Genomic DNA, 17843 nt, shown 5'->3' on the forward strand with positions numbered 1-17843 from the left:
AGCCCTGATGCGCCGGCGTCCGAGTGCCGTGGCCGGGGAACGAGCGCCGGTAGCCTCCAGGCCCATGGCGAGACTGCATCTCTTCGACCTGGACGGCACGTTGCTCCACGGGACCTCCGCGCCGGTGGAGATCTCACGACAACTCGGGCTGGAGGCGGAGGCGGTGGCGCTCGACCGGGCGATCTCGGCCGGGGAGATAGACCCGCTCGAGTACGCGCGGCGGGTCCACACACTCTGGGCGAAGCTGACGGAGGCGCATGTGGCGGCCGCCTTCGACGGGGCTCCCTGGCTGGCCCGCATCCGGGACGTCTGGGCGGAGATCAGAGCGCGGGGCGACTACTGCGCCGTCGTCTCGCTGTCACCCTCGTTCTTCGTGGAACGGCTCACGGGATGGGGAGCGCACGCGGCGCACGGCTCGCGCTTTCCCGCCGTGCCGTTCACCAAGCCCGTCGATCCGGCAGGGGTGCTCAGCGCGGCGGCCAAGGTGCTGATCGCGGACCGGCTGTGCCAGGAGTTCGGGGTGACGCGAGCGGACTGTGTCGCCTATGGGGACTCACTGTCGGACAAGGATCTGTTCGCTGCCGTACCGGTTTCCGTCGCGGTCAACGCGGACCGTCATCTGACCGGGATCGCCACCCATGCCTATGAGGGGAAGGATCTGTGGGATGCCTATGAATTGGTGCGCAGCGACCGGTAATTGAAGGAACCGCTGGTTCGCCCCAGGGGTGGATCGATGACGGTCGCAGGGGGTACTTGTGTGCGGTGCGGTGGCCGGTATGGTCGAGTCCGGTTCGCGCCCGTGAAGAGACGGAACGGGGTGGATGGGGCCGTATCGGACGCGGCAGCACGTGAGGGAAAGCAAGCCCTCCGTGGGGGGAGGCAGGCACCTTCCACGGTGAGGCGAGTGCGCAGACCGACCGAGAGATGTCGAGGCGAGGCACAGCATGGACGCTCCGGCCACCACGTCGGCCGACAACGGCACTTCCTACGGCGGCGGCTGGTTCACCCCCGCCCCCACCCCCGTCTCCGCCGACGCCGCGACGCCGTCCTCACCGGCACAGGAGGCCTCGTCGGCACAGGAGGCTTCACCGGACGCCGTCCTCGTCCGGCGGACCATGGCGGAGATCACCCCGGTCGCCGACGAGGTCACCTCCTACTTCTACGCGCTGCTCTTCGTGCGCCACCCCGAGCTGAGGCCGCTCTTCCCGCCCGCGATGGACATTCAGCGGGACCGGCTGCTCAAGGCGCTCCTCACCGCCGCCGAGCACATCGACAACACCCCCGTGCTCGTCGCCTACCTGCAGAACCTGGGCCGGGGGCACCGCAAGTACGGCACCCGTCCGGAGCACTATCCGGCCCTCGGGGAATGCCTGATCGGCGCGCTGAGCCGGTACGCAGACGCGGTCTGGGGCCCGGAGACGGAAGCGGCCTGGGTCCGGACGTACACGACGATCTCGCAGGTCATGATCGACGCAGCGGCCGCGGACGAACTGCGCGCTCCGGCATGGTGGTACGCCGAGTTGGTCTCACACGAGCTGCGGACCCCGGACATCGCGGTCCTCACGGTCCGCCCGGACCAGCCCTACCCCTTCCTGGCCGGTCAGTACACGAGCGTGGAGACACCGTGGTGGCCGCGGATCTGGCGGCACTACTCCTTCGCCTCGGCTCCGCGCTCCGACGGCCTGCTCACGTTCCACGTGAAGGCCGTCCCCGCGGGCTGGGTCTCCAACGCCCTGGTGCATCGCGCCCGGCCCGGCGACGTCATCCGGCTCGGCCCGCCGACGGGCTCCATGACCGTCGATCACGGCACCGGCAGCGGACTGCTCTGTCTGGGCGGCGGCACCGGCATCGCCCCGATCAAGGCGCTCGTCGAGGACATCGCCGAGCACGGTGAGCGGCGGACGGTCGAGGTCTTCTACGGCGCCCGCACCGACCAGGACCTGTACGACATCGACACGATGCTCCGACTCCAGCAGAGCCACCCCTGGCTCTCGGTCCGCGCGATCACCGACCAGCAGGCGCATCGCCGGCTCCCCGACGCCATCCGCGAGTACGGGCCGTGGAACGAGTACGACGCCTACCTCTCGGGCCCGCCCGGCATGATCCGCAGTGGTGTCGACGTCCTCCGGCACGCCGGCATCCCGTCGGACCGCATACGGCATGACTCGCTGGAGGATCTGGTCGCCGCGAACAGCTGAGGCCGGGCAGCCGATGTCGAGCAGCCGGCGGTTCAGCCCAGGTCCGGCGCGTGCATGGCCCGTACGCCCTCGATGTTCCCGTCGAGGTAGTGCCGCAGCGACAGCGGCACGAGATGGACGGACGCGATGCCGACACGGGTGAAGGGCACCCGCACGATCTCGTACTCGCCCGCGGGCTGGTCCACCTCCGGGCCGTGGCGCAGCGCCGGGTCCATGGACTCCAGCCGGCAGACGAAGAAGTGCTGCACCTTCACACCGGTCGCGCCGCCGTCCTCGCCGATGTGCTCGACGGTGTCCACGAAGCACGGCACCACATCGACGATCTTGGCGCCCAGCTCCTCGTACACCTCGCGGTGCAGGGCGTCGACGACGGTCGGGTCTTCGGGTTCGACACCGCCGCCGGGAGTGACCCAGTAAGGGTCCACGCCGGGCTTGGTGCGCTTGATCAGGATCAGGTCGTCACCGTCCAGCAGAACGGCGCGGGCGGTGCGCTTGACCACGGGTCGGACGGTCATGGGTGAAATGTGGCCCGGCTGGTTCCACGTGAAACATCGCGAAATGTGACCGATGGGGCTCATGGAGTAACGCTGCGGCCGTGGTCAGGGCCGATGCGCTCAGCACCAGTCGGACGCCGCCCGCTGAAGCCACTCGTGGGCCCGCGCGATGTGCGGCATCGCCAGCGTCCCGGTGCGGACCACCAGGAAATACGTGCGCAGCGGCGGCACCGCGGGCTCGTGCAGGGCGACGACCTCACCGCGCTCCAGCGCGGTCGTACACAGATAACGGGGCAGCACGGCGAGCCCGGCACCCGCGGCCGCGCATCCGAGCACCGCGCGCAGATCGGGGACGATCACCGTGCCGGAGGCGGTCGGACGGGAATCGAAGACGGAGGCCCAGTAACGGGAGACGAAGGGGAGCGACTCGTGCACTTCGACGACGGGCAGGCGCTCCAGGGCGGCCGCGTCCTTGAGGGGCAGCTCGCCGAGGCCGGCGCGTTCGGCCCAGCGGGGGGAGGCGACCAGGACGTGCTCCTCGTCGCAGAGGGGAGTCGCGGTGAGCAGGGCGCCGCGGGGCCGGGCGGTGCTGATGGCCAGATCGTGATGCCCGGCGGCCAGCCCTTCCAGGGTCTCCTCGGCGTTCCCGAAGGAGGTCCGCAGAGCGAACCCCTGGCCGTCGTCGCCGGTCAGCTCCACCAGGGCGGGCAGGGCACGCTCGGCGGTGAACTCCGGCGGGCCGGCGAGATGCAGGGTGCGTAACGAGGACTCGTCGTCGAGCCCCCGCTCGGCGATCTCCACCAGGGCGTCGAGGTGCGGCGCGGCCTTGTGCGCGAGTTCGTCGCCGATGGTCGTCGGGGTCACGCCCCGGGCCTGCCGCAGGAACAGCGGGCGGCCCAGCTGCCGCTCCAGGGTGCGGATCTGCGAGGTGACGGCGGGCTGGGACAGACCCAGCAGGGCGGCTGCGCGGGTGAAGGAACCGGCCCGGTGCACCGTCACAAAGGTGCGCAGCAAGGCCAGGTCCATGGCGACGTCCCCCTTCCCCTGCCCATCTCCCAGCCCCCGGACAGGGCCCAACTATAAATATGTCGATAGGTCGCTGTCGCTACTGTGATTGGACACTGACACACAGTCAACTAGCCTTGCTAGCGCGGTTCTTCGCGCGCGGAACCGAGGACGGTCCGAGCCACGAGGGGGGAGGCTCGGACCGTCCGTTCTACGTAGTCAGTCCGCCGACTCGTCCAGCGCGCGCAGCAGATCCGCCACCAGGTCCTCGGGGTCCTCGGCGCCCACCGACAGCCGGATGAAGCCCTCCGGCACCGCGTCACCACCCCAGCGACCGCGCCGCTCGGCCGTGGAGCGCACCCCGCCGAAGCTCGTCGCGTCGTCCACCAGCCGCAGCGCGTCGAGAAAACGGTCCGCACGCGCGCGTGAGGGCAACGTGAAGGACACCACGCAGCCGAAGCCGCGCATCTGCTGTGCCGCCACCTTGTGGGACGGGTCGTCGGGAAGCCCCGGATAACGCAGCCCGGACACCTCGGGCCGCTGCCGCAGCGCCTCGGCGACCACCAGAGCGGCGGCGTTCTGCCGCTGCACGCGCAGCTGGAGCGTGGCGATCGAGCGGTGCGCCAGCCAGGCCTCCATCGGCCCCGGAATCGCCCCGACGATCTTGCGCCAGCGGCGTACGGCGGTCATGGGCTCGCCCGCGCGGCCGGTGACGTACCCCAGCAGGACGTCGCCGTGCCCGGTGAGCTGCTTGGTGCCGCTGGCCACGGCGAAGTCCGCGCCCAGCTCCAGCGGCCGCTGCCCGAGCGGGGTCGCGAGGGTGTTGTCCACGGCGACCAGGGCTCCGCGCGCGTGCGCCGCCTCGACGAGCCGGCGGATGTCGCAGACGTCCAGCCCGGGGTTGGACGGGCTCTCGATCCACAGCAGCTTCGCGCCGTCCAGGACGCCGAGCTGGGCGTCGCCGCCCGTCGGGGCGGTGCGCACCTCGATGCCGTACGCCTCCAGCTGCGCCCGCACCAGCGGCAGCACCTGGTAGCCGTCGCTCGGCAGCACGACCGCGTCCCCGGCGCGCAGCTGGGAGAAGAGCACCGACGAGATGGCGGCCATGCCGGACGCGAAGACCAGCGTCTCCACGCCCTCCTCGCCGGGCGCCTCCAGTTCCCCGATCGCCGCCTCGAGGTGCGTCCAGGTCGGGTTCTCGTCGCGGCCGTAGGTGTACGGCCCGGTGGGCTCGCCCGGCAGGTGGAAGTGGGCGGCGAACACGGGTCCCGGCAGGGTCGGCTCGTACTTGACCGGCTCGGGCAGCCCCGCCCGCACCGCGCGGGTGCCGTCACCGCCCGCGAAACGCTCCGAATCGTTCATGCCGTCTGCCCTTCCACGTGCTCACGGATCGCGGCGAGCAGCCCGGTGCTCGCCGCCTCCACCATCTCAAGGCACTCCTCGAAGCCGTCCAGGCCCCCGTAGTACGGGTCGGGAACGTCGAGGTCGCCGCCTGCGGCGGGGTCGTAGGAGCGCAGCAGCCGGACCTTCCGGGCGTCCTCCTCGGTGGGCGCGAGGCGGCGCAGCGCCTTCGCGTGGCCGGCGTCCAGGGCCACGACGAGGTCGAGCCGGTCGAACCAGGCCGAATGGAACTGGCGTGCGGTGTGCGCGCTGTCGTACCCGTGCTCCTCCAGTACCGCGACGGTACGCGGGTCGGCCGCCTCGCCCTCGTGCCAACCGCCGGTGCCGGCACTGTCGACCTCGACCAGGCCGTCCAGCCCGGCCTCCTCGACGCGGGCGCGGAACACGGACTCGGCCATCGGGGAGCGGCAGATGTTGCCGGTGCAGACGAAGCAGAGGCGGTACGTCATGGTGCTCAGTCCTTGTCGGGCAGGACGACGTTGAGGGCCCAGGACACGATCGAGATGATCAGGCCGCCCAGGACGGCGGTCCAGAAGCCCTCGACGTGGAAGCCGATGTCCAGCTTGTCGGCCAGCCACGAGGTCAGCAGCAGCATCAGCGCGTTCACCACCAGGGTGAACAGGCCGAGCGTGAGGATCAGCAGCGGCAGGCTGAGAAGCTTCACGATCGGCTTGACCAGGAAATTCACCAGCCCGAAGATCAGCGCGACCATCAGCAGGGTGCCGACCTTCTTGCCGGTGCTGTCCCCGGTGAGGGTTATCTTGTCGAGCAGCCATACCGCGACCGCGAGGGCGCCCGCGTTGGCGATCGTCTTGACTAGGAAATTCATCATGTGTCTGATCGTGGCAGACGCGATCGGATACGAGCAGGGGTGCGAGGCGACGCAACGATGAAGGCATTCCGGCTGGACGAACTGGAGGCGGAGCGCGCCGCCAACGACGGGGCCTACCTTCAGTTCCTGCGGGAGCGGAACATGTCGGTCGGCCTTTACGCGCTGAACGCGGGGGAGCACGACCCGCAGAAGCCGCACGACCAGGACGAGGTGTACTTCGTGGTCAGCGGCCGTGCCTCGATCACCGTCGGCATGGAGACCACGCAGGTCGCGCGCGGCAGCGTGGTGTACGTCCCGGCCGGGGTGGCACACAAGTTCCACCACATCACCGAAGACCTGCGGGTGATGGTGGTGTTCTCTCCGCCCGAGAGCTGATCCGCCGCCCCCGGATTCCCTAGGGGACCGGTCAGGGGAGGACAAGGGATGCGAGGCACCCGTCCGGCCTGGTCGCGGACCTAGCATCGAGGGCAGGACATCGCAGTCGAGAGAAAGGCTGGGGCGATGCGAGAGATCTTCGCGGGGCTGCCGTGGTGGGTCAAGTGGGTCGCGGTGCCGGTCATCGCCCTCGTCGTGTTCGGCGGTCTGATAGCCAACGTCGTCGGTTTTGTGATCGGTCTGCTGTTCAAGGTGCTGGTCTTCGTGGCGCTGGTCGGCGGTCTCATCTACGTCGTGCGGAAGTTCACGACGAGCTCGTCCTCACGGGGCGACTGGTAGAGGAGTGGGTGACGGGGACCGGTAGCGAGACTGACCGGTTCCCTCGGGCGAGGGAAGTTTCCGTAGCACAGAGTCTGCGAGCCGTGGCGGACGGTTAGAGTCCGGAACCCCTCGCGGAGACGACACCGCGAGCGGCGTACACCCCCGTACAACCCGCCCGTGTCCCTCCGCACGGGCCGGCCACCTCGCGCTTCGGGAGTGACCCATGGCCACGGCTGACACCGCCCCCGCAGGACCCCACGCACCGCCCACCCGAGCCGCACTCTCCGCCGAGGCCCTCCGCGTCCGGCCACCGGTGCAGCCCGCCCCACCGAGGTCGACACCGAGAAACCCGGAGGAGGACCGGCGTACGGCCCTCTCGGCACCGGCCGCACCGACGCCGGCGGCCTCGGCGGCACCGCTGACGGCCTCCCCCGCACCGCAGCAGACCACCACCCTCATCGGATCCGTGCAGCGCGCGATGCGTCTCCTGGAGTGCGTCGCCGGGCACGAGTACGGTGCGCCCGCCAAGCAACTGGCCCGCGAGACCGGCCTGGCCCTCCCCACGACGTACCACCTGCTGCGCACCCTGGTGCACGAGGGCTATCTGCGCCGCGAGAAGGGACTGTTCTTCCTCGGTGAGGCGGCCGAGCGGCTGAGCAGCAGCGGGGCACAGGAGAAACGTCGCAGCACGGTCGCCGAGCTGCTCGCCCGCTGGCGGGATTCCATCGGCGTACCCGTGTACTACGCGATCTACCGGGACGGCGAGATCGAGGTCGTGTGCGTCTCGGACAGCCCCAGCAGCCCGGCGGTCGAGGAGTGGGCCGACTTCCGGGAGACCGGCCACGCGCACGCCATCGGCCAGTGCCTGCTCTCCCAGCTCCCCCCGTCCGCCCGCCGCGACCACCTCGACCGCTACCCGGTCCAGTCGATCACCCCGTACACGGTCCGTGACACCCACACCCTGCTTCAGCGCCTGGACCGGATCGGCCGGATGGAACCGGTGATCGAGCGACAGGAGTACGCACTGGGGACGGTCTGTGCGGCGATTCCGATCACGGTGGGTACGACAGCGGCCACGATGGCCATCTCTCTGCCATGTCATCAGGCCGACCGTCTGCTGCCCGCGGCACGGCAATTGCAGGCCGAGGTCGGGCGGCTTCTGGGGTCACTGGCGATCTCTATCAGTATCTGAAAACTCACTCCTTGTGATCTCTCGTGTACGTTCAGCAAGATGCCTCCAGTATTCAACGGTTGATTCCCGGCCAGTCGACGGCAAAGACGGGGTAGGCGATGCGCGAGTCCGTACAGGCAGAGGTCATGATGAGCTTCCTCGTTTCCGAGGAGCTCTCCTTCCGCATTCCGGTGGAACTGCGCTACGAGACCTGTGATCCCTATGCCGTGCGGCTCACCTTCCATTTGCCCGGTGACGCTCCGGTCACCTGGGCCTTCGGTCGTGAGCTGCTGATCGACGGAGTGGGCCGGCCGTGCGGCGAGGGTGATGTGCGGGTGTCGCCCGTGGAGCCCGATTCGCTGGGCGAGGTTCTGATCCGGCTTCAGGTCGGTGCCGACCAGGCGCTGTTCCGCTCCTCCGCGGCGCCGCTCGTCGCTTTTCTGGACCGTACCGACAAGCTGGTGCCGCTGGGGCAGGAAGGGTCGCTCGCCGACTTCGACGCGCATCTCGACGAGGCGCTGGACCGGATCCTCGCGGAGGAGCAGAGCGCGGGTTGAGGCGTCGCGTACCACGAGTGGCGTAACGCTTCTTCTTTCCGTTTTGGCTTACCGGCGTATCGGAGGATGGGCGAACCGGTGCGGGTACGGGCGCCCCGGTGGCGCGGTTTCCTCACGGGGCGTCCCGCATCACCCGCGCCCTCAGCGCTTGCGGCGCCGCCCTCGGCCGCCGCCGAGCGCCAGGGGAGCCCGGGTGCCCGTGGTCGCCGGTTCCGCGCCCGGTTTGTCGGCCGAGACCACCAGCGCGGCCAGGGCCGTGGTGACCGGTACGGAGGCCACCAGGCCGATCGAGCCCACTAGCGTCCGCACGATCTCCTCCGCGACCAGCTCGCTGTTGGCGACCGTCCCCACACTGCTCTGCGCGATCGAGAAGAGCAGCAGCAGGGGCAGCGCGGCACCCGCGTAGGCCAGGACGAGCGTGTTGACGACAGAGGCGATGTGGTCGCGGCCGATCCGGATGGCCGCGCGGTACAGGCCGCGCCAGCCCATCGTCGGGTTGGCCTCGTGCAGCTCCCACACGGCCGACGTCTGCGTGACCGTCACATCGTCCAGCACACCGAGCGAACCGATGATGATGCCCGCCAGCAGCAGACCGCTCATGTCGATCGACGGATACAGACCGTGGATCAGCCCGGTGTTGTCGTCCGTGTTGCCGGTGAGCGCGGCCCAGTCGATGAACACCGAGCCCAGAACGCCGATCAGAAGCAGCGAGATCAGGGTGCCGATCACCGCCACGGATGTACGAGCCGACAGCCCGTGGCAGAGATAGAGGGCGATCAGCATGATGGCGCTCGCCCCGATCACCGCCACGAGCAGCGGGTTCGAGCCCTGCAGAATGGCCGGCAGGATGAAGAAGTTCAGCACCAGGAAGCTGATGGCCAACGCGATCAGAGCCATGACGCCCCGCATCCGCCCGACGACCACGACGGCGAGGGCGAAGAGCCCGGCGAGCACCGTCATCGGCAGCCTGCGGTTCACATCGGCGACCGAGTACTGCAGGTCCTCGGGTGCCGAGGGCTCGTAGGCGACGATCACCTTCTGGTCCTCGTGCAGCTGGCGCGACTGGTCCGGCTGGACGATCTCGGTGAAGGTACGGCCCTTGTTCTCGCCGGTGTCGACCCGGATCGTCGCCTTCTTGCAGGTGCCGTCGGCCTGTTGCTGGGCCGAGGAACCCTCGGCGGTGGAGGTGTCGCCGGTCGGGGGCGGTGCCGAGGCGTTGACCGAATCGCAGCTCACCTCCACGACCTCGGTGACGGTGGCCTGCTCGGTCTGCCGGTCGAAGCCGACCCCGGTCCGCTCGTGGGGTGGCGCGCCACCCGGCCACAGCACGGCCAGCCCGACCAGCACGGCGGTGGCGAACGGGATGAGCACCGCCGCGATCAGCTTGCGCAGGTGCTTGGAGACGGGCGCGGCGGGTCCATGGGCGTGCGAATGCCCATGCCCATGGCCGTTTCCGTTCCCCTTCCCATGACTGTTCCCGTCTCCGGCCCCGTGGCCGCCTCCCGCCCCGCGCCCGCCATTGGATCCCGCTCCACCACCGGCTCCGGCACCACCTCCGTGGGGAGGCTCGGACGGCGGGAACGGGGGATGCTGCGTCGTGGTCACCGACCGATCATCGCAAGTACGAACGGGGCCCCCTGTTCACCGCGCCCGAATTGACGCTAGCGTGGGGGCACCTTTGTACACGCGGGAGCTCGGAGCACCGGGCTGAGAGGGCGCTGACCTCCGTCCCAGCGATGTTTCACATGAAACATCACCTCACACGAGTGATGTTTCACACGGGACATCGGCAGACGGATACCGCTGCGTCGACCGCCGAACCTGTTACCGGGTAATGCCGGCGTAGGGAGTAGGTCTCATGACCATCAAGGACGCGCGCACGCCTGCCTCCACGCAGAACGCTGAGATCGCGACGGAGACGTCGACGAACGAGGAGGCCGGGAAGTCCATCGGCTGGCACAAGGCGTACATCGAGGGCACCCGCCCCGATCTGCGGGTGCCGGTCCGTCAGGTGCATCTCACCAACGGGCAGTCGGTCACGCTGTACGACACGTCGGGCCCGTACACCGATCCGCACGTCGAAACCGACGTCCGCAGGGGCCTGCCGCCGCTGCGGGAGAACTGGATCATCGCCCGCGGCGACACCGAGGAGTACGCGGGCCGACCCGTCCGCCCCGAGGACGACGGCATCAAGCACACCTCGCCGCGCGGCGGGCTGCGCAACCTCGACGCGGTCTTCCCGGGACGACCGCGGCAGCCGCGCCGGGCGCGTGGCGGTGAGGCGGTCACGCAGCTGGCGTATGCGCGCCGCGGCGAGATCACGCCGGAGATGGAGTACGTGGCCATCCGGGAGAACGTTTCTCCCGAGGTGGTCCGCGAGGAGATCGCCGCGGGGCGGGCGGTGCTGCCGGCCAACGTCAATCACCCGGAGATCGAGCCGATGATCATCGGCAAGCGGTTCCTGGTGAAGGTCAACGCCAACATCGGCAACTCCGCGGTGACGTCCTCCATCGAGGAGGAGGTCGAGAAGATGACGTGGGCGACCCGCTGGGGCGCCGACACCGTCATGGACCTCTCCACCGGCCGCAACATCCACACCACCCGCGAGTGGGTGCTGCGCAACTCCCCCGTCCCCATCGGCACCGTGCCCCTCTACCAGGCCCTGGAGAAGGTGGACGGCAAGGCCGAGGAGCTGACCTGGGAGATCTACAAGGACACGGTCATCGAGCAGGCCGAGCAGGGCGTGGACTACATGACGGTCCACGCGGGTGTGCGGCTGGCGTACGTCCCGCTCACCGCGAACCGCAAGACCGGCATCGTCTCGCGCGGCGGCTCGATCATGGCGGCGTGGTGCCTGGCGCACCACAAGGAGTCGTTCCTCTACGAGAACTTCGAGGAGCTCTGCGAGATCCTCGCCGCCTACGACGTCACCTACTCGCTCGGTGACGGCCTGCGGCCCGGTTCGATCGCGGACGCCAACGACGCCGCCCAGTTCGCCGAGTTGAAGACGCTCGGGGAACTCAACCGGATCGCGAAGCGTTTCAATGTGCAGACGATGATCGAGGGCCCCGGTCACGTCCCGATGCACAAGATCAAGGAGAACATCGACCTTCAGCAGGAGATCTGTGATGAAGCTCCGTTCTATACGCTCGGCCCGCTGACGACGGACGTCGCTCCCGCGTACGACCACATCACCTCCGGCATCGGTGCCGCGATGATCGCCTGGTGGGGCACGGCCATGCTCTGCTACGTCACGCCCAAGGAGCACCTGGGGCTGCCCAACCGGGACGACGTCAAGACCGGCGTCATCACCTACAAGATCGCAGCCCACGCGGCCGACCTCGCCAAGGGGCACCCCGGTGCGCAGGAGTGGGACGACGCGCTGTCCGACGCCCGCTTCGAGTTCCGCTGGGAGGACCAGTTCAACCTGGCCCTCGACCCGGACACGGCCCGCGAGTTCCACGACGAGACCCTGCCGGCCGAGCCCGCCAAGACGGCGCACTTCTGCTCGATGTGCGGGCCGAAGTTCTGCTCGATGAAGATCTCCCAGGACATCCGCCGCGAACACGGCGGTACCCAGTCGGAGATCGAGCAGGGCATGGCCCAGAAGTCGAAGGAGTTCGCCGCGGCCGGCAACCGGGTGTACCTGCCGATCGCGGACTGACCCGCGCCCGGCCGGACCCCGTCCTCGCCGGACGTCCTCGTCGGGCCCGTCCTCGCCGGACCCCGTCTCCGCGCCGGACGGCCTTCGCGCCGGGCCGGCGCCTCCGGGCACGCCGTCGTCCTGCGGCGGCCCGGCGAGGAGCCGGTCGTCGAATCGAGCCGTCGGATCGAGTCGTCGGATCGAGTCTCGGATTGCGCTCCCCTGGGCGGGGGCGCGGACCGAGGGTCACTCCGGCCGGTGTTCAGGGCCCCCGAAGTCCGGGCTCGTGTAGTCCGGGCTGCTGAAGCTCGGCCGGGGTCCGGTCGTCGGGCCGCCGCCCGGGCTGGTGAAGCCTGGGCGGTCGTACCCGAGGTGCGGCATCCGGCCGGCCGGCGCGGGCGGGGCGGTGTGGTGCAGTGCGGCCGTACCGGGCTCGGCGAGGGCGTCCCGCAGGAACGGCAGGATGCCGCGCTCCAGCAGGGCTTCACGCCAGGCTTCCCTGGCCAGGGCCAGCTCGCCGGCGGGTTCGCCGTACGGACCCGGTTCCGGGGAGGGCCGGTTGCGCAGGGCGGTGAGCAGCAGACCGCCGGCGGCGACCAGGGTCGCCAGGGCGGCCACGGCTCCGAACACCCATCCGGTGGTCAGCATGGTCTGGGCGAACGCCTGTCCGGGGGCGAGCATCCGCAGGATGTACCCGACGAGCAGGAAGATCGCCGCGGCGGTTCCGGCCAGGACGGGGGCGAGGACGGCGACGACGGCTATGACACCCGCGCCGACGGTCTCGGCGGCCTCCCCCACGGTGGTGGCGAGCCCCATCGCGCTCGGTCCCGGCTCCTCGGAGCCGGAGGCGCGGACCGACGACGGGGTGGACGGCGCCGGACGGCGCAGTTCCTCGCGGACCTTCACATAGTGCTGGTACTCGGTCGAGGCGGCCGCCGTGATGAGGGCGGTGGCGCCCAGTGCCATGGTGCGCAGCTGTTCGGTGTTGAGCCGCCGGCCGACGGCGGCCAGTTCCGGGCGGTGTGGTGCGGAGCGCAGCGCCTCGTCGAGGAGCCGCTCGTAGTCCTGGCGGTCCTCACTCAGCAGGTGCTGCGGAACGCTGTTCATGTGCATCCCCCGATGCTCCGTAGGGCTTGGGGCTCGCACGCTGACGAGCCGTCGGGCAGAAACGGAGGGGAGCCTGCTACGGATAAGCCGATGGTAGAGCGGTGACGGTACGTGGTGACAGGGGGTTTGCCGAAATTGGGCCCTGGCCTGCGCCGTCACTCGCCGGTCCGGCGTCGGGGGACGCCTGCCCGGTGAAACGTCAGTTATGCAAGGGGAGTTGCTGGACCAGCAGCTTTCCGGCCATGGTCACTCCGCCGTCCATCGCGATGGCGAGACCGTCGGCGTAGACATGCGGTCCTTCGACCACGGGGCCGCCGTTGTCCTCGCCGTCCTCGGAGCCGACCTCGCCCAGCAGGTACGGAATCGGGCTGTGGCCGTGAACGATGCGGGTGCCGCCGTACGTATCGAGCAGGGAGCGCACGGCGTCCGCGCCGCCCTCGTCGCGGAAGGAGAAGCGCTTGGTGAACTTGCGGAAGAGGTCCCAGACCTCGTCCGCGTCGTTGCGGGTGAGGGTCTCACGGACGTTGTCGTTGACGGCCTCGATGGAGTCGCCGTAGTCGAGATAGGCGGTGGTGTCGGAGTGGACGAGCAGGTGTCCGTCCGTCTCGGTGAGGGCGTCGAGCCGGGCCATCCACTGCAGGTGGTGGTCCTGGAGCCGGTCCATGTCGGTCTTCTGGCCGCCGTTGAGCAGCCAGGCCGCCTGGAAGGTGGCGGTGCCCGCGCCGGAGTGGACGGGCGTGTCGCCGAACCGCTTGGCGCCGATGAGCAGCAGCTCGTGATTGCCCATCAGGGCCTTGCAGTAGCCGCCGGCCGCGGCGGCCTCGGCGGACAGGCGCATCACGAGGTCGATGACGCCGATGCCGTCGGGGCCACGGTCGGTGAAGTCGCCGAGGAACCACAGCCGGGCCGTGCCCGCGCACCAGTGCCCGGCGGCGTCGATGAGGCCCTTCTCCTGGAGGGCGGCCACCAGTTCCTCGAGATAGCCGTGCACGTCGCCCACGACGAACAGCGGGCCGGGGCCGGGGCCGGCGGCGGGCGGGGCCACGGGCGTCGGGTCGACGTGCACCTGAACCGTGTCACCGCGGTTGATGACGGGCAGGTCGCGCTCGGTCGGCGTGTACTCCTGCGGGAAGCCGACGGGCTCCGCGACGGGCCCGGCGGCGTCGCCGGGGTGCGCGCTGCGGACGTACGGACCGGTCTCGTGGACGTACGCGGGTACCCGGAAGTCGCGCAACGTCGCCGTCCGCTCCACCTCGGGTCCCTGACCGGCCCCCTGAGTCATCGACCCCTCCACCATCGCGCGCCGCTGCACCGCTTCGGACTGCCTGGTCGCAGCGGCCCGCGGTGTCGTGGGCCCATCATAGGAATGCGGATCGCGCCGTGTGATGACCCAGGGGTGGTGAATCAGGGCAAGACTCCGGTTCATCGTGGCTTTCGCCCCGATTGGGCAGGTCTTGGCCCGACCTGGTGACCGCTCCCACTAGCCCTTCTCGGGCGATCGTGGAGGGTTGACCGTCGTCCGCGGCTGGCGTCGCTGGGACGAGGTGCGCACGATCAGCTCGGTCGGTATCACCTGCTCGACGGGCTGCTCCGACTCCACGCCCTCGATGGCGTCGATGAGGAGCTGGACCACGGCCGTGCCGATCCGGCGCGGCTTCAGGGAGAGCGTGGTGAGCGGCGGCTCGGTGTTGGCGTAGACGGCGGACTCGCTGCAGCAGACCAGAAGCAGGTCATCCGGTACGCGCAGTCCGTAGCGGCGGGCGGCGGCGAGCAGGTCGGTGCCGTTGGGGTCGAACAGCCCGTACACCGCGTCGGGCCGGTCGGGGCGGGCGAGCAGCCGGTCCGCGGCGACCGCGCCCGCGCAGGGGTCGTGCGCCGGGTAGGCCTCGTACACCGGGTCCTGGCCGACTCGCTCGCACCAGCGCAGGTAGGCGGTGGTCGACAGGTGGGTGTACGTGTCCGTGGTGGTGCCCGTGAGCAGGCCGATCCGGCGGGCGCCGGCGTCGGCCAGGTGGTCGAGGATGCCCATGACGGCGGCCTCGTGGTCGTTGTCGACCCAGGCGGTGACCGGCAGCGAGCCGGCCGGGCGGCCGTCGGAGACCACCGGTAGACCCTGCCGGACCAGTTCGCTGACGACCGGGTCTTGGTCGGAGGGGTCGATGACGACCGTGCCGTCCAGGGCGACGTTCGACCAGACGTCGTGGCGGGACGTCGCGGGGAGGATGACCAGGGCGTAGCCGCGGGCGAGCGCGGCCGAGGTGGCGGCCCGCGCCATCTCCGCGAAGTACGCGAACTCGGTGAAGGTGAAAGGTTCATCCCCGTACGTGGTCACGGTCAGGCCGATGAGGCCCGACTTGCCGGTACGGAGGGTGCGGGCCGCGGCCGAGGGGCGATAGCCCAGCCGGTCGGCGACCTCTCGGACATGGCGTCGGGTGGCGTCCGGGAGCCGGCCCTTGCCGTTGAGGGCGTCGGAGACGGTCGTGATGGAGACCCCGGCGGCGGCGGCCACGTCTCTGATGCCCGCCCGGCCCGGCCGGCTGCCTCGACGTGAGGTTTCCGCGCGGCTCACCTGGTGCTTCCCTGCTGCTGTCATGGCGAGCCGATAGTAGGGCTCATGCGCCGGGGTAGTGCGGACGCATATGCAACCGTTGACAGGCACGTTTCTGCATGGCGAAAGCAGGCCAATTACCTTTGAATGCAAGGGAGTTGGGGCTTCATGGCATAGGACGTGACTTGTTGGCGTGCACCCGCCTGCCAAGTCGCCGAGGTATCGAAGAGGTCTCAACTCACCTTCACGAGGGACGCGCGCCACGGCGTGAGCCACCGGCGCATAGATATATGTACGGCGCGCCCCCCGGCTTCGTACGCCTTCGCTCGGAGATGCCCCTGTTGCCCGTGAGACACCTGAGGTTTTCCTCTCAGCGAGGAGGTCCGCGCTCACCTGTTCGCAGCGGGGCCGAATCCTCATAAGGTGAGAAGCATTGGAAGCCGGCGGCGGTCAGGCGGCGTCGGTGGTCGCGAGGAGGACTGCGGTGAGCGAGACGAGCCCCAAGCTGCGCGCCGAGCTGGAGGGTATCCCCACCTACAAGCCGGGCAAGCCCGCGGCCGCAGGCGGCCCGGTGGCCTACAAGCTCTCCTCCAACGAGAACCCCTATCCGCCGCTGCCCGGGGTGCTGGAGAGCGTCACGGCCGCGGCCTCGTCCTTCAACCGCTACCCGGACATGGCCTGCACGGGCCTGATGAACGAGCTGGCCGAGCGGTTCGGGGTGCCCGTCACCCACGTGTCCACCGGCACCGGCTCGGTCGGTGTGGCCCAGCAGCTGATCCAGGCCACCTCCGGCCCCGGTGACGAGGTGATCTACGCCTGGCGGTCCTTCGAGGCATACCCGATCATCACGCAGATCAGCGGGGCGACCTCGGTACAGGTGCCGCTCACGCCGGGCGATGTGCACGACCTGGATGCGATGGCGGAGGCCATCACCGAGCGGACCCGGCTGATCTTCGTCTGCAACCCCAACAACCCCACCGGCACGGTGGTCCGCCGGGCCGAGCTGGAGCGTTTCCTGGACCGGGTGCCCAGCGATGTGCTGGTCGTCCTCGACGAGGCGTACCGGGAGTTCATCCGCGACCCCGAGGTGCCGGACGGCGTCGAGCTGTACCGGAACCGGCCGAACGTCTGTGTGCTGCGCACCTTCTCCAAGGCGTACGGCCTCGCCGGGCTGCGGGTCGGCTTTGCGATCGCCCACGAGCCGGTGGCGGCGGCGCTGCGCAAGACGGCCGTGCCGTTCGGCGTGAGCCAGCTGGCCCAGGAGGCGGCGATCGCCTCCCTGCGTGCCGAGGACGAACTGCTCGGCCGGGTCGGCTCGCTGGTGTGCGAACGCATCCGCGTGGTCGACGGGCTGCGCGCCCAGGGCTGGACGGTGCCGGAGACCCAGGCGAACTTCGTGTGGCTGCGGCTGGGGGAGCGCACGACGGCCTTCGCCGAGGCCTGCGAGCAGGCGGGCGTGGTCGTGCGGCCGTTCCCCGGTGAGGGTGTCCGGGTGACGATCGGGGAGGCCGAGGGCAACGACATCTTCCTGAAGGTGGCGGAGGCGCTCCGCAAGGAAGTCTGAGCCAGGAGCTCGGCAGGAAAGTCTGAATCAAGGGCTCTGTGAGCCCGAGAGCGGGACATGGTCACGGCGTTCGTTCGCGCTCCGGCGCGTCGCGCGCCGTGCCCGGCCTGCATCGCCGCCGACGCCGTCCATCGCATGCCGTCCATCACACGCCCGTCCCGGTGGTGCGGCACCTGGAACAGGGCTAGGAGACGATCTACAGATCCATGAGCTCCACGCGCACCGGATCACCGTTGCGCACGGTCGCCAGCAGGCGGGGATCGCCTTCGAGGCGTCCGAGGATGTTGCAGGGGCTGGCGAGTCGGCATTCGTCGCCGTGTGAGATCGGCGTGGGGCCGTAGGGGAGGGCGAGGGCGTCGCCGTCGGTCCAGAAGGCGACCGTGCCCGGTTCGACGACCTGACGGGCGTCGGTTTCACGTGAAACCGCGACGCCGGTATCGAAGTAGACCTCCTCACCCCACGTGTGGGCGGTGGAGGTGAGCGGCAGCGCCTTGGTGAGGGACTGCGTCGTCGGGGTGTCATCGAGGACCGCGGTCAGGTGGCCCGTCGGCCAGGAGATCCGTATGCGGGTCCGCGCCTCTGCGTGTGTCTGTGAGTGCTCTGTGTGCATGGCGCGCAATTCAACAA

The 17843-nt window shown here is 69.9% G+C and carries 18 protein-coding genes; 8 read left to right on the forward strand and 10 right to left on the reverse strand.

The features are described from left to right. Positions 1-64 precede the first annotated feature (64 nt). Positions 65-697, forward strand: a complete 633-nt coding sequence (locus AMK31_RS34810) for an HAD family hydrolase (RefSeq protein ID WP_073944751.1) — start codon at positions 65-67, stop codon at positions 695-697. Between the two features lie 247 nt (positions 698-944). Next, a complete protein-coding gene (locus AMK31_RS34815) occupies positions 945-2198 on the forward strand; it encodes a globin domain-containing protein (protein ID WP_073944752.1) in 1254 nt (417 codons plus the stop codon). 32 nt (positions 2199-2230) lie between these two features. Here the strand turns inward: AMK31_RS34815 and AMK31_RS34820 are convergent, their stop codons facing one another. The 5 genes from AMK31_RS34820 to AMK31_RS34840 form a co-directional block, all read right to left on the reverse strand. Next, positions 2231-2713: an NUDIX domain-containing protein gene (locus tag AMK31_RS34820; protein WP_073944753.1), complete on the reverse strand. Its 483-nt coding sequence runs from the start codon at positions 2711-2713 to the stop codon at positions 2231-2233. 99 nt (positions 2714-2812) lie between these two features. Beyond that, positions 2813-3718: a LysR family transcriptional regulator gene (locus tag AMK31_RS34825; protein WP_073944754.1), complete on the reverse strand. Its 906-nt coding sequence runs from the start codon at positions 3716-3718 to the stop codon at positions 2813-2815. A gap of 198 nt (positions 3719-3916) precedes the next feature. Continuing rightward, entirely contained in the window at positions 3917-5059 is a 1143-nt protein-coding gene (locus AMK31_RS34830) for a cystathionine gamma-lyase (protein WP_073944755.1), read from the reverse strand. Next, positions 5056-5547 carry a low molecular weight protein-tyrosine-phosphatase gene (locus AMK31_RS34835; RefSeq protein ID WP_073944756.1) on the reverse strand — a complete coding sequence of 164 codons (492 nt, stop codon included), beginning with the start codon at positions 5545-5547 and terminating at the stop codon, positions 5056-5058. Before AMK31_RS34835 ends, AMK31_RS34830 begins: the two co-directional genes overlap by 4 nt. Positions 5548-5552: 5 nt before the next feature. After that, the gene (locus AMK31_RS34840; RefSeq protein WP_073944757.1) at positions 5553-5930 is read right to left on the reverse strand and encodes a phage holin family protein; all 378 of its coding nucleotides are present in this window, start codon (positions 5928-5930) and stop codon (positions 5553-5555) included. Positions 5931-5987: 57 nt separating this feature from the next. Here AMK31_RS34840 and AMK31_RS34845 point away from each other — a divergent pair, with 57 nt between their 5' ends. From AMK31_RS34845 to AMK31_RS34860, 4 genes are all read left to right on the forward strand, one after another. Then, positions 5988-6305, forward strand: coding sequence for a cupin domain-containing protein (locus tag AMK31_RS34845; RefSeq protein WP_073944758.1), 318 nt, complete (start codon positions 5988-5990; stop codon positions 6303-6305). 126 nt (positions 6306-6431) lie between these two features. After that, positions 6432-6644 carry a DUF5326 family protein gene (locus AMK31_RS34850; protein ID WP_073944759.1) on the forward strand — a complete coding sequence of 71 codons (213 nt, stop codon included), beginning with the start codon at positions 6432-6434 and terminating at the stop codon, positions 6642-6644. Positions 6645-6849: 205 nt separating this feature from the next. Further along, a complete protein-coding gene (locus AMK31_RS34855; RefSeq protein WP_241842823.1) occupies positions 6850-7818 on the forward strand; it encodes an IclR family transcriptional regulator in 969 nt (322 codons plus the stop codon). A gap of 98 nt (positions 7819-7916) precedes the next feature. After that, entirely contained in the window at positions 7917-8354 is a 438-nt protein-coding gene (locus tag AMK31_RS34860; protein ID WP_073944760.1) for an SsgA family sporulation/cell division regulator, read from the forward strand. 141 nt (positions 8355-8495) lie between these two features. Here the strand turns inward: AMK31_RS34860 and AMK31_RS34865 are convergent, their stop codons facing one another. Beyond that, positions 8496-9959, reverse strand: a complete 1464-nt coding sequence (locus tag AMK31_RS34865; protein ID WP_073944761.1) for a YibE/F family protein — start codon at positions 9957-9959, stop codon at positions 8496-8498. Between the two features lie 253 nt (positions 9960-10212). Here AMK31_RS34865 and thiC point away from each other — a divergent pair, with 253 nt between their 5' ends. Then, on the forward strand, positions 10213-12018 hold the full coding sequence (thiC, locus tag AMK31_RS34870; RefSeq protein WP_073944762.1) for a phosphomethylpyrimidine synthase ThiC: 1806 nt from the start codon (positions 10213-10215) through the stop codon (positions 12016-12018). Between the two features lie 225 nt (positions 12019-12243). Here thiC and AMK31_RS41155 read toward each other — a convergent pair whose 3' ends face one another. From AMK31_RS41155 to AMK31_RS34885, 3 genes are all read right to left on the reverse strand, one after another. Continuing rightward, positions 12244-13110 (reverse strand): hypothetical protein, encoded by an 867-nt coding sequence (locus tag AMK31_RS41155; protein WP_198948633.1) that lies wholly within the window; start codon positions 13108-13110, stop codon positions 12244-12246. A gap of 193 nt (positions 13111-13303) precedes the next feature. After that, positions 13304-14401 (reverse strand): metallophosphoesterase, encoded by a 1098-nt coding sequence (locus AMK31_RS34880; protein ID WP_274535989.1) that lies wholly within the window; start codon positions 14399-14401, stop codon positions 13304-13306. 183 nt (positions 14402-14584) lie between these two features. Beyond that, complete coding sequence (locus AMK31_RS34885; RefSeq protein WP_073944765.1) at positions 14585-15697, reverse strand: LacI family DNA-binding transcriptional regulator; 1113 nt, start codon at positions 15695-15697, stop codon at positions 14585-14587. A gap of 439 nt (positions 15698-16136) precedes the next feature. Here AMK31_RS34885 and hisC point away from each other — a divergent pair, with 439 nt between their 5' ends. Beyond that, positions 16137-17216 (forward strand): histidinol-phosphate transaminase, encoded by a 1080-nt coding sequence (gene hisC / locus AMK31_RS34890; protein ID WP_073944766.1) that lies wholly within the window; start codon positions 16137-16139, stop codon positions 17214-17216. Between the two features lie 196 nt (positions 17217-17412). On the opposite strand, the gene AMK31_RS34895 is transcribed toward hisC, so the two are convergent. Further along, the gene (locus tag AMK31_RS34895) at positions 17413-17826 is read right to left on the reverse strand and encodes a cyclophilin-like fold protein (protein ID WP_073944767.1); all 414 of its coding nucleotides are present in this window, start codon (positions 17824-17826) and stop codon (positions 17413-17415) included. Between the last annotated feature and the right edge of the window lie 17 nt (positions 17827-17843).

Origin of the sequence: Streptomyces sp. TSRI0107 (assembly GCF_001905845.1) — a bacterium.
Taxonomy (GTDB): domain Bacteria; phylum Actinomycetota; class Actinomycetes; order Streptomycetales; family Streptomycetaceae; genus Streptomyces.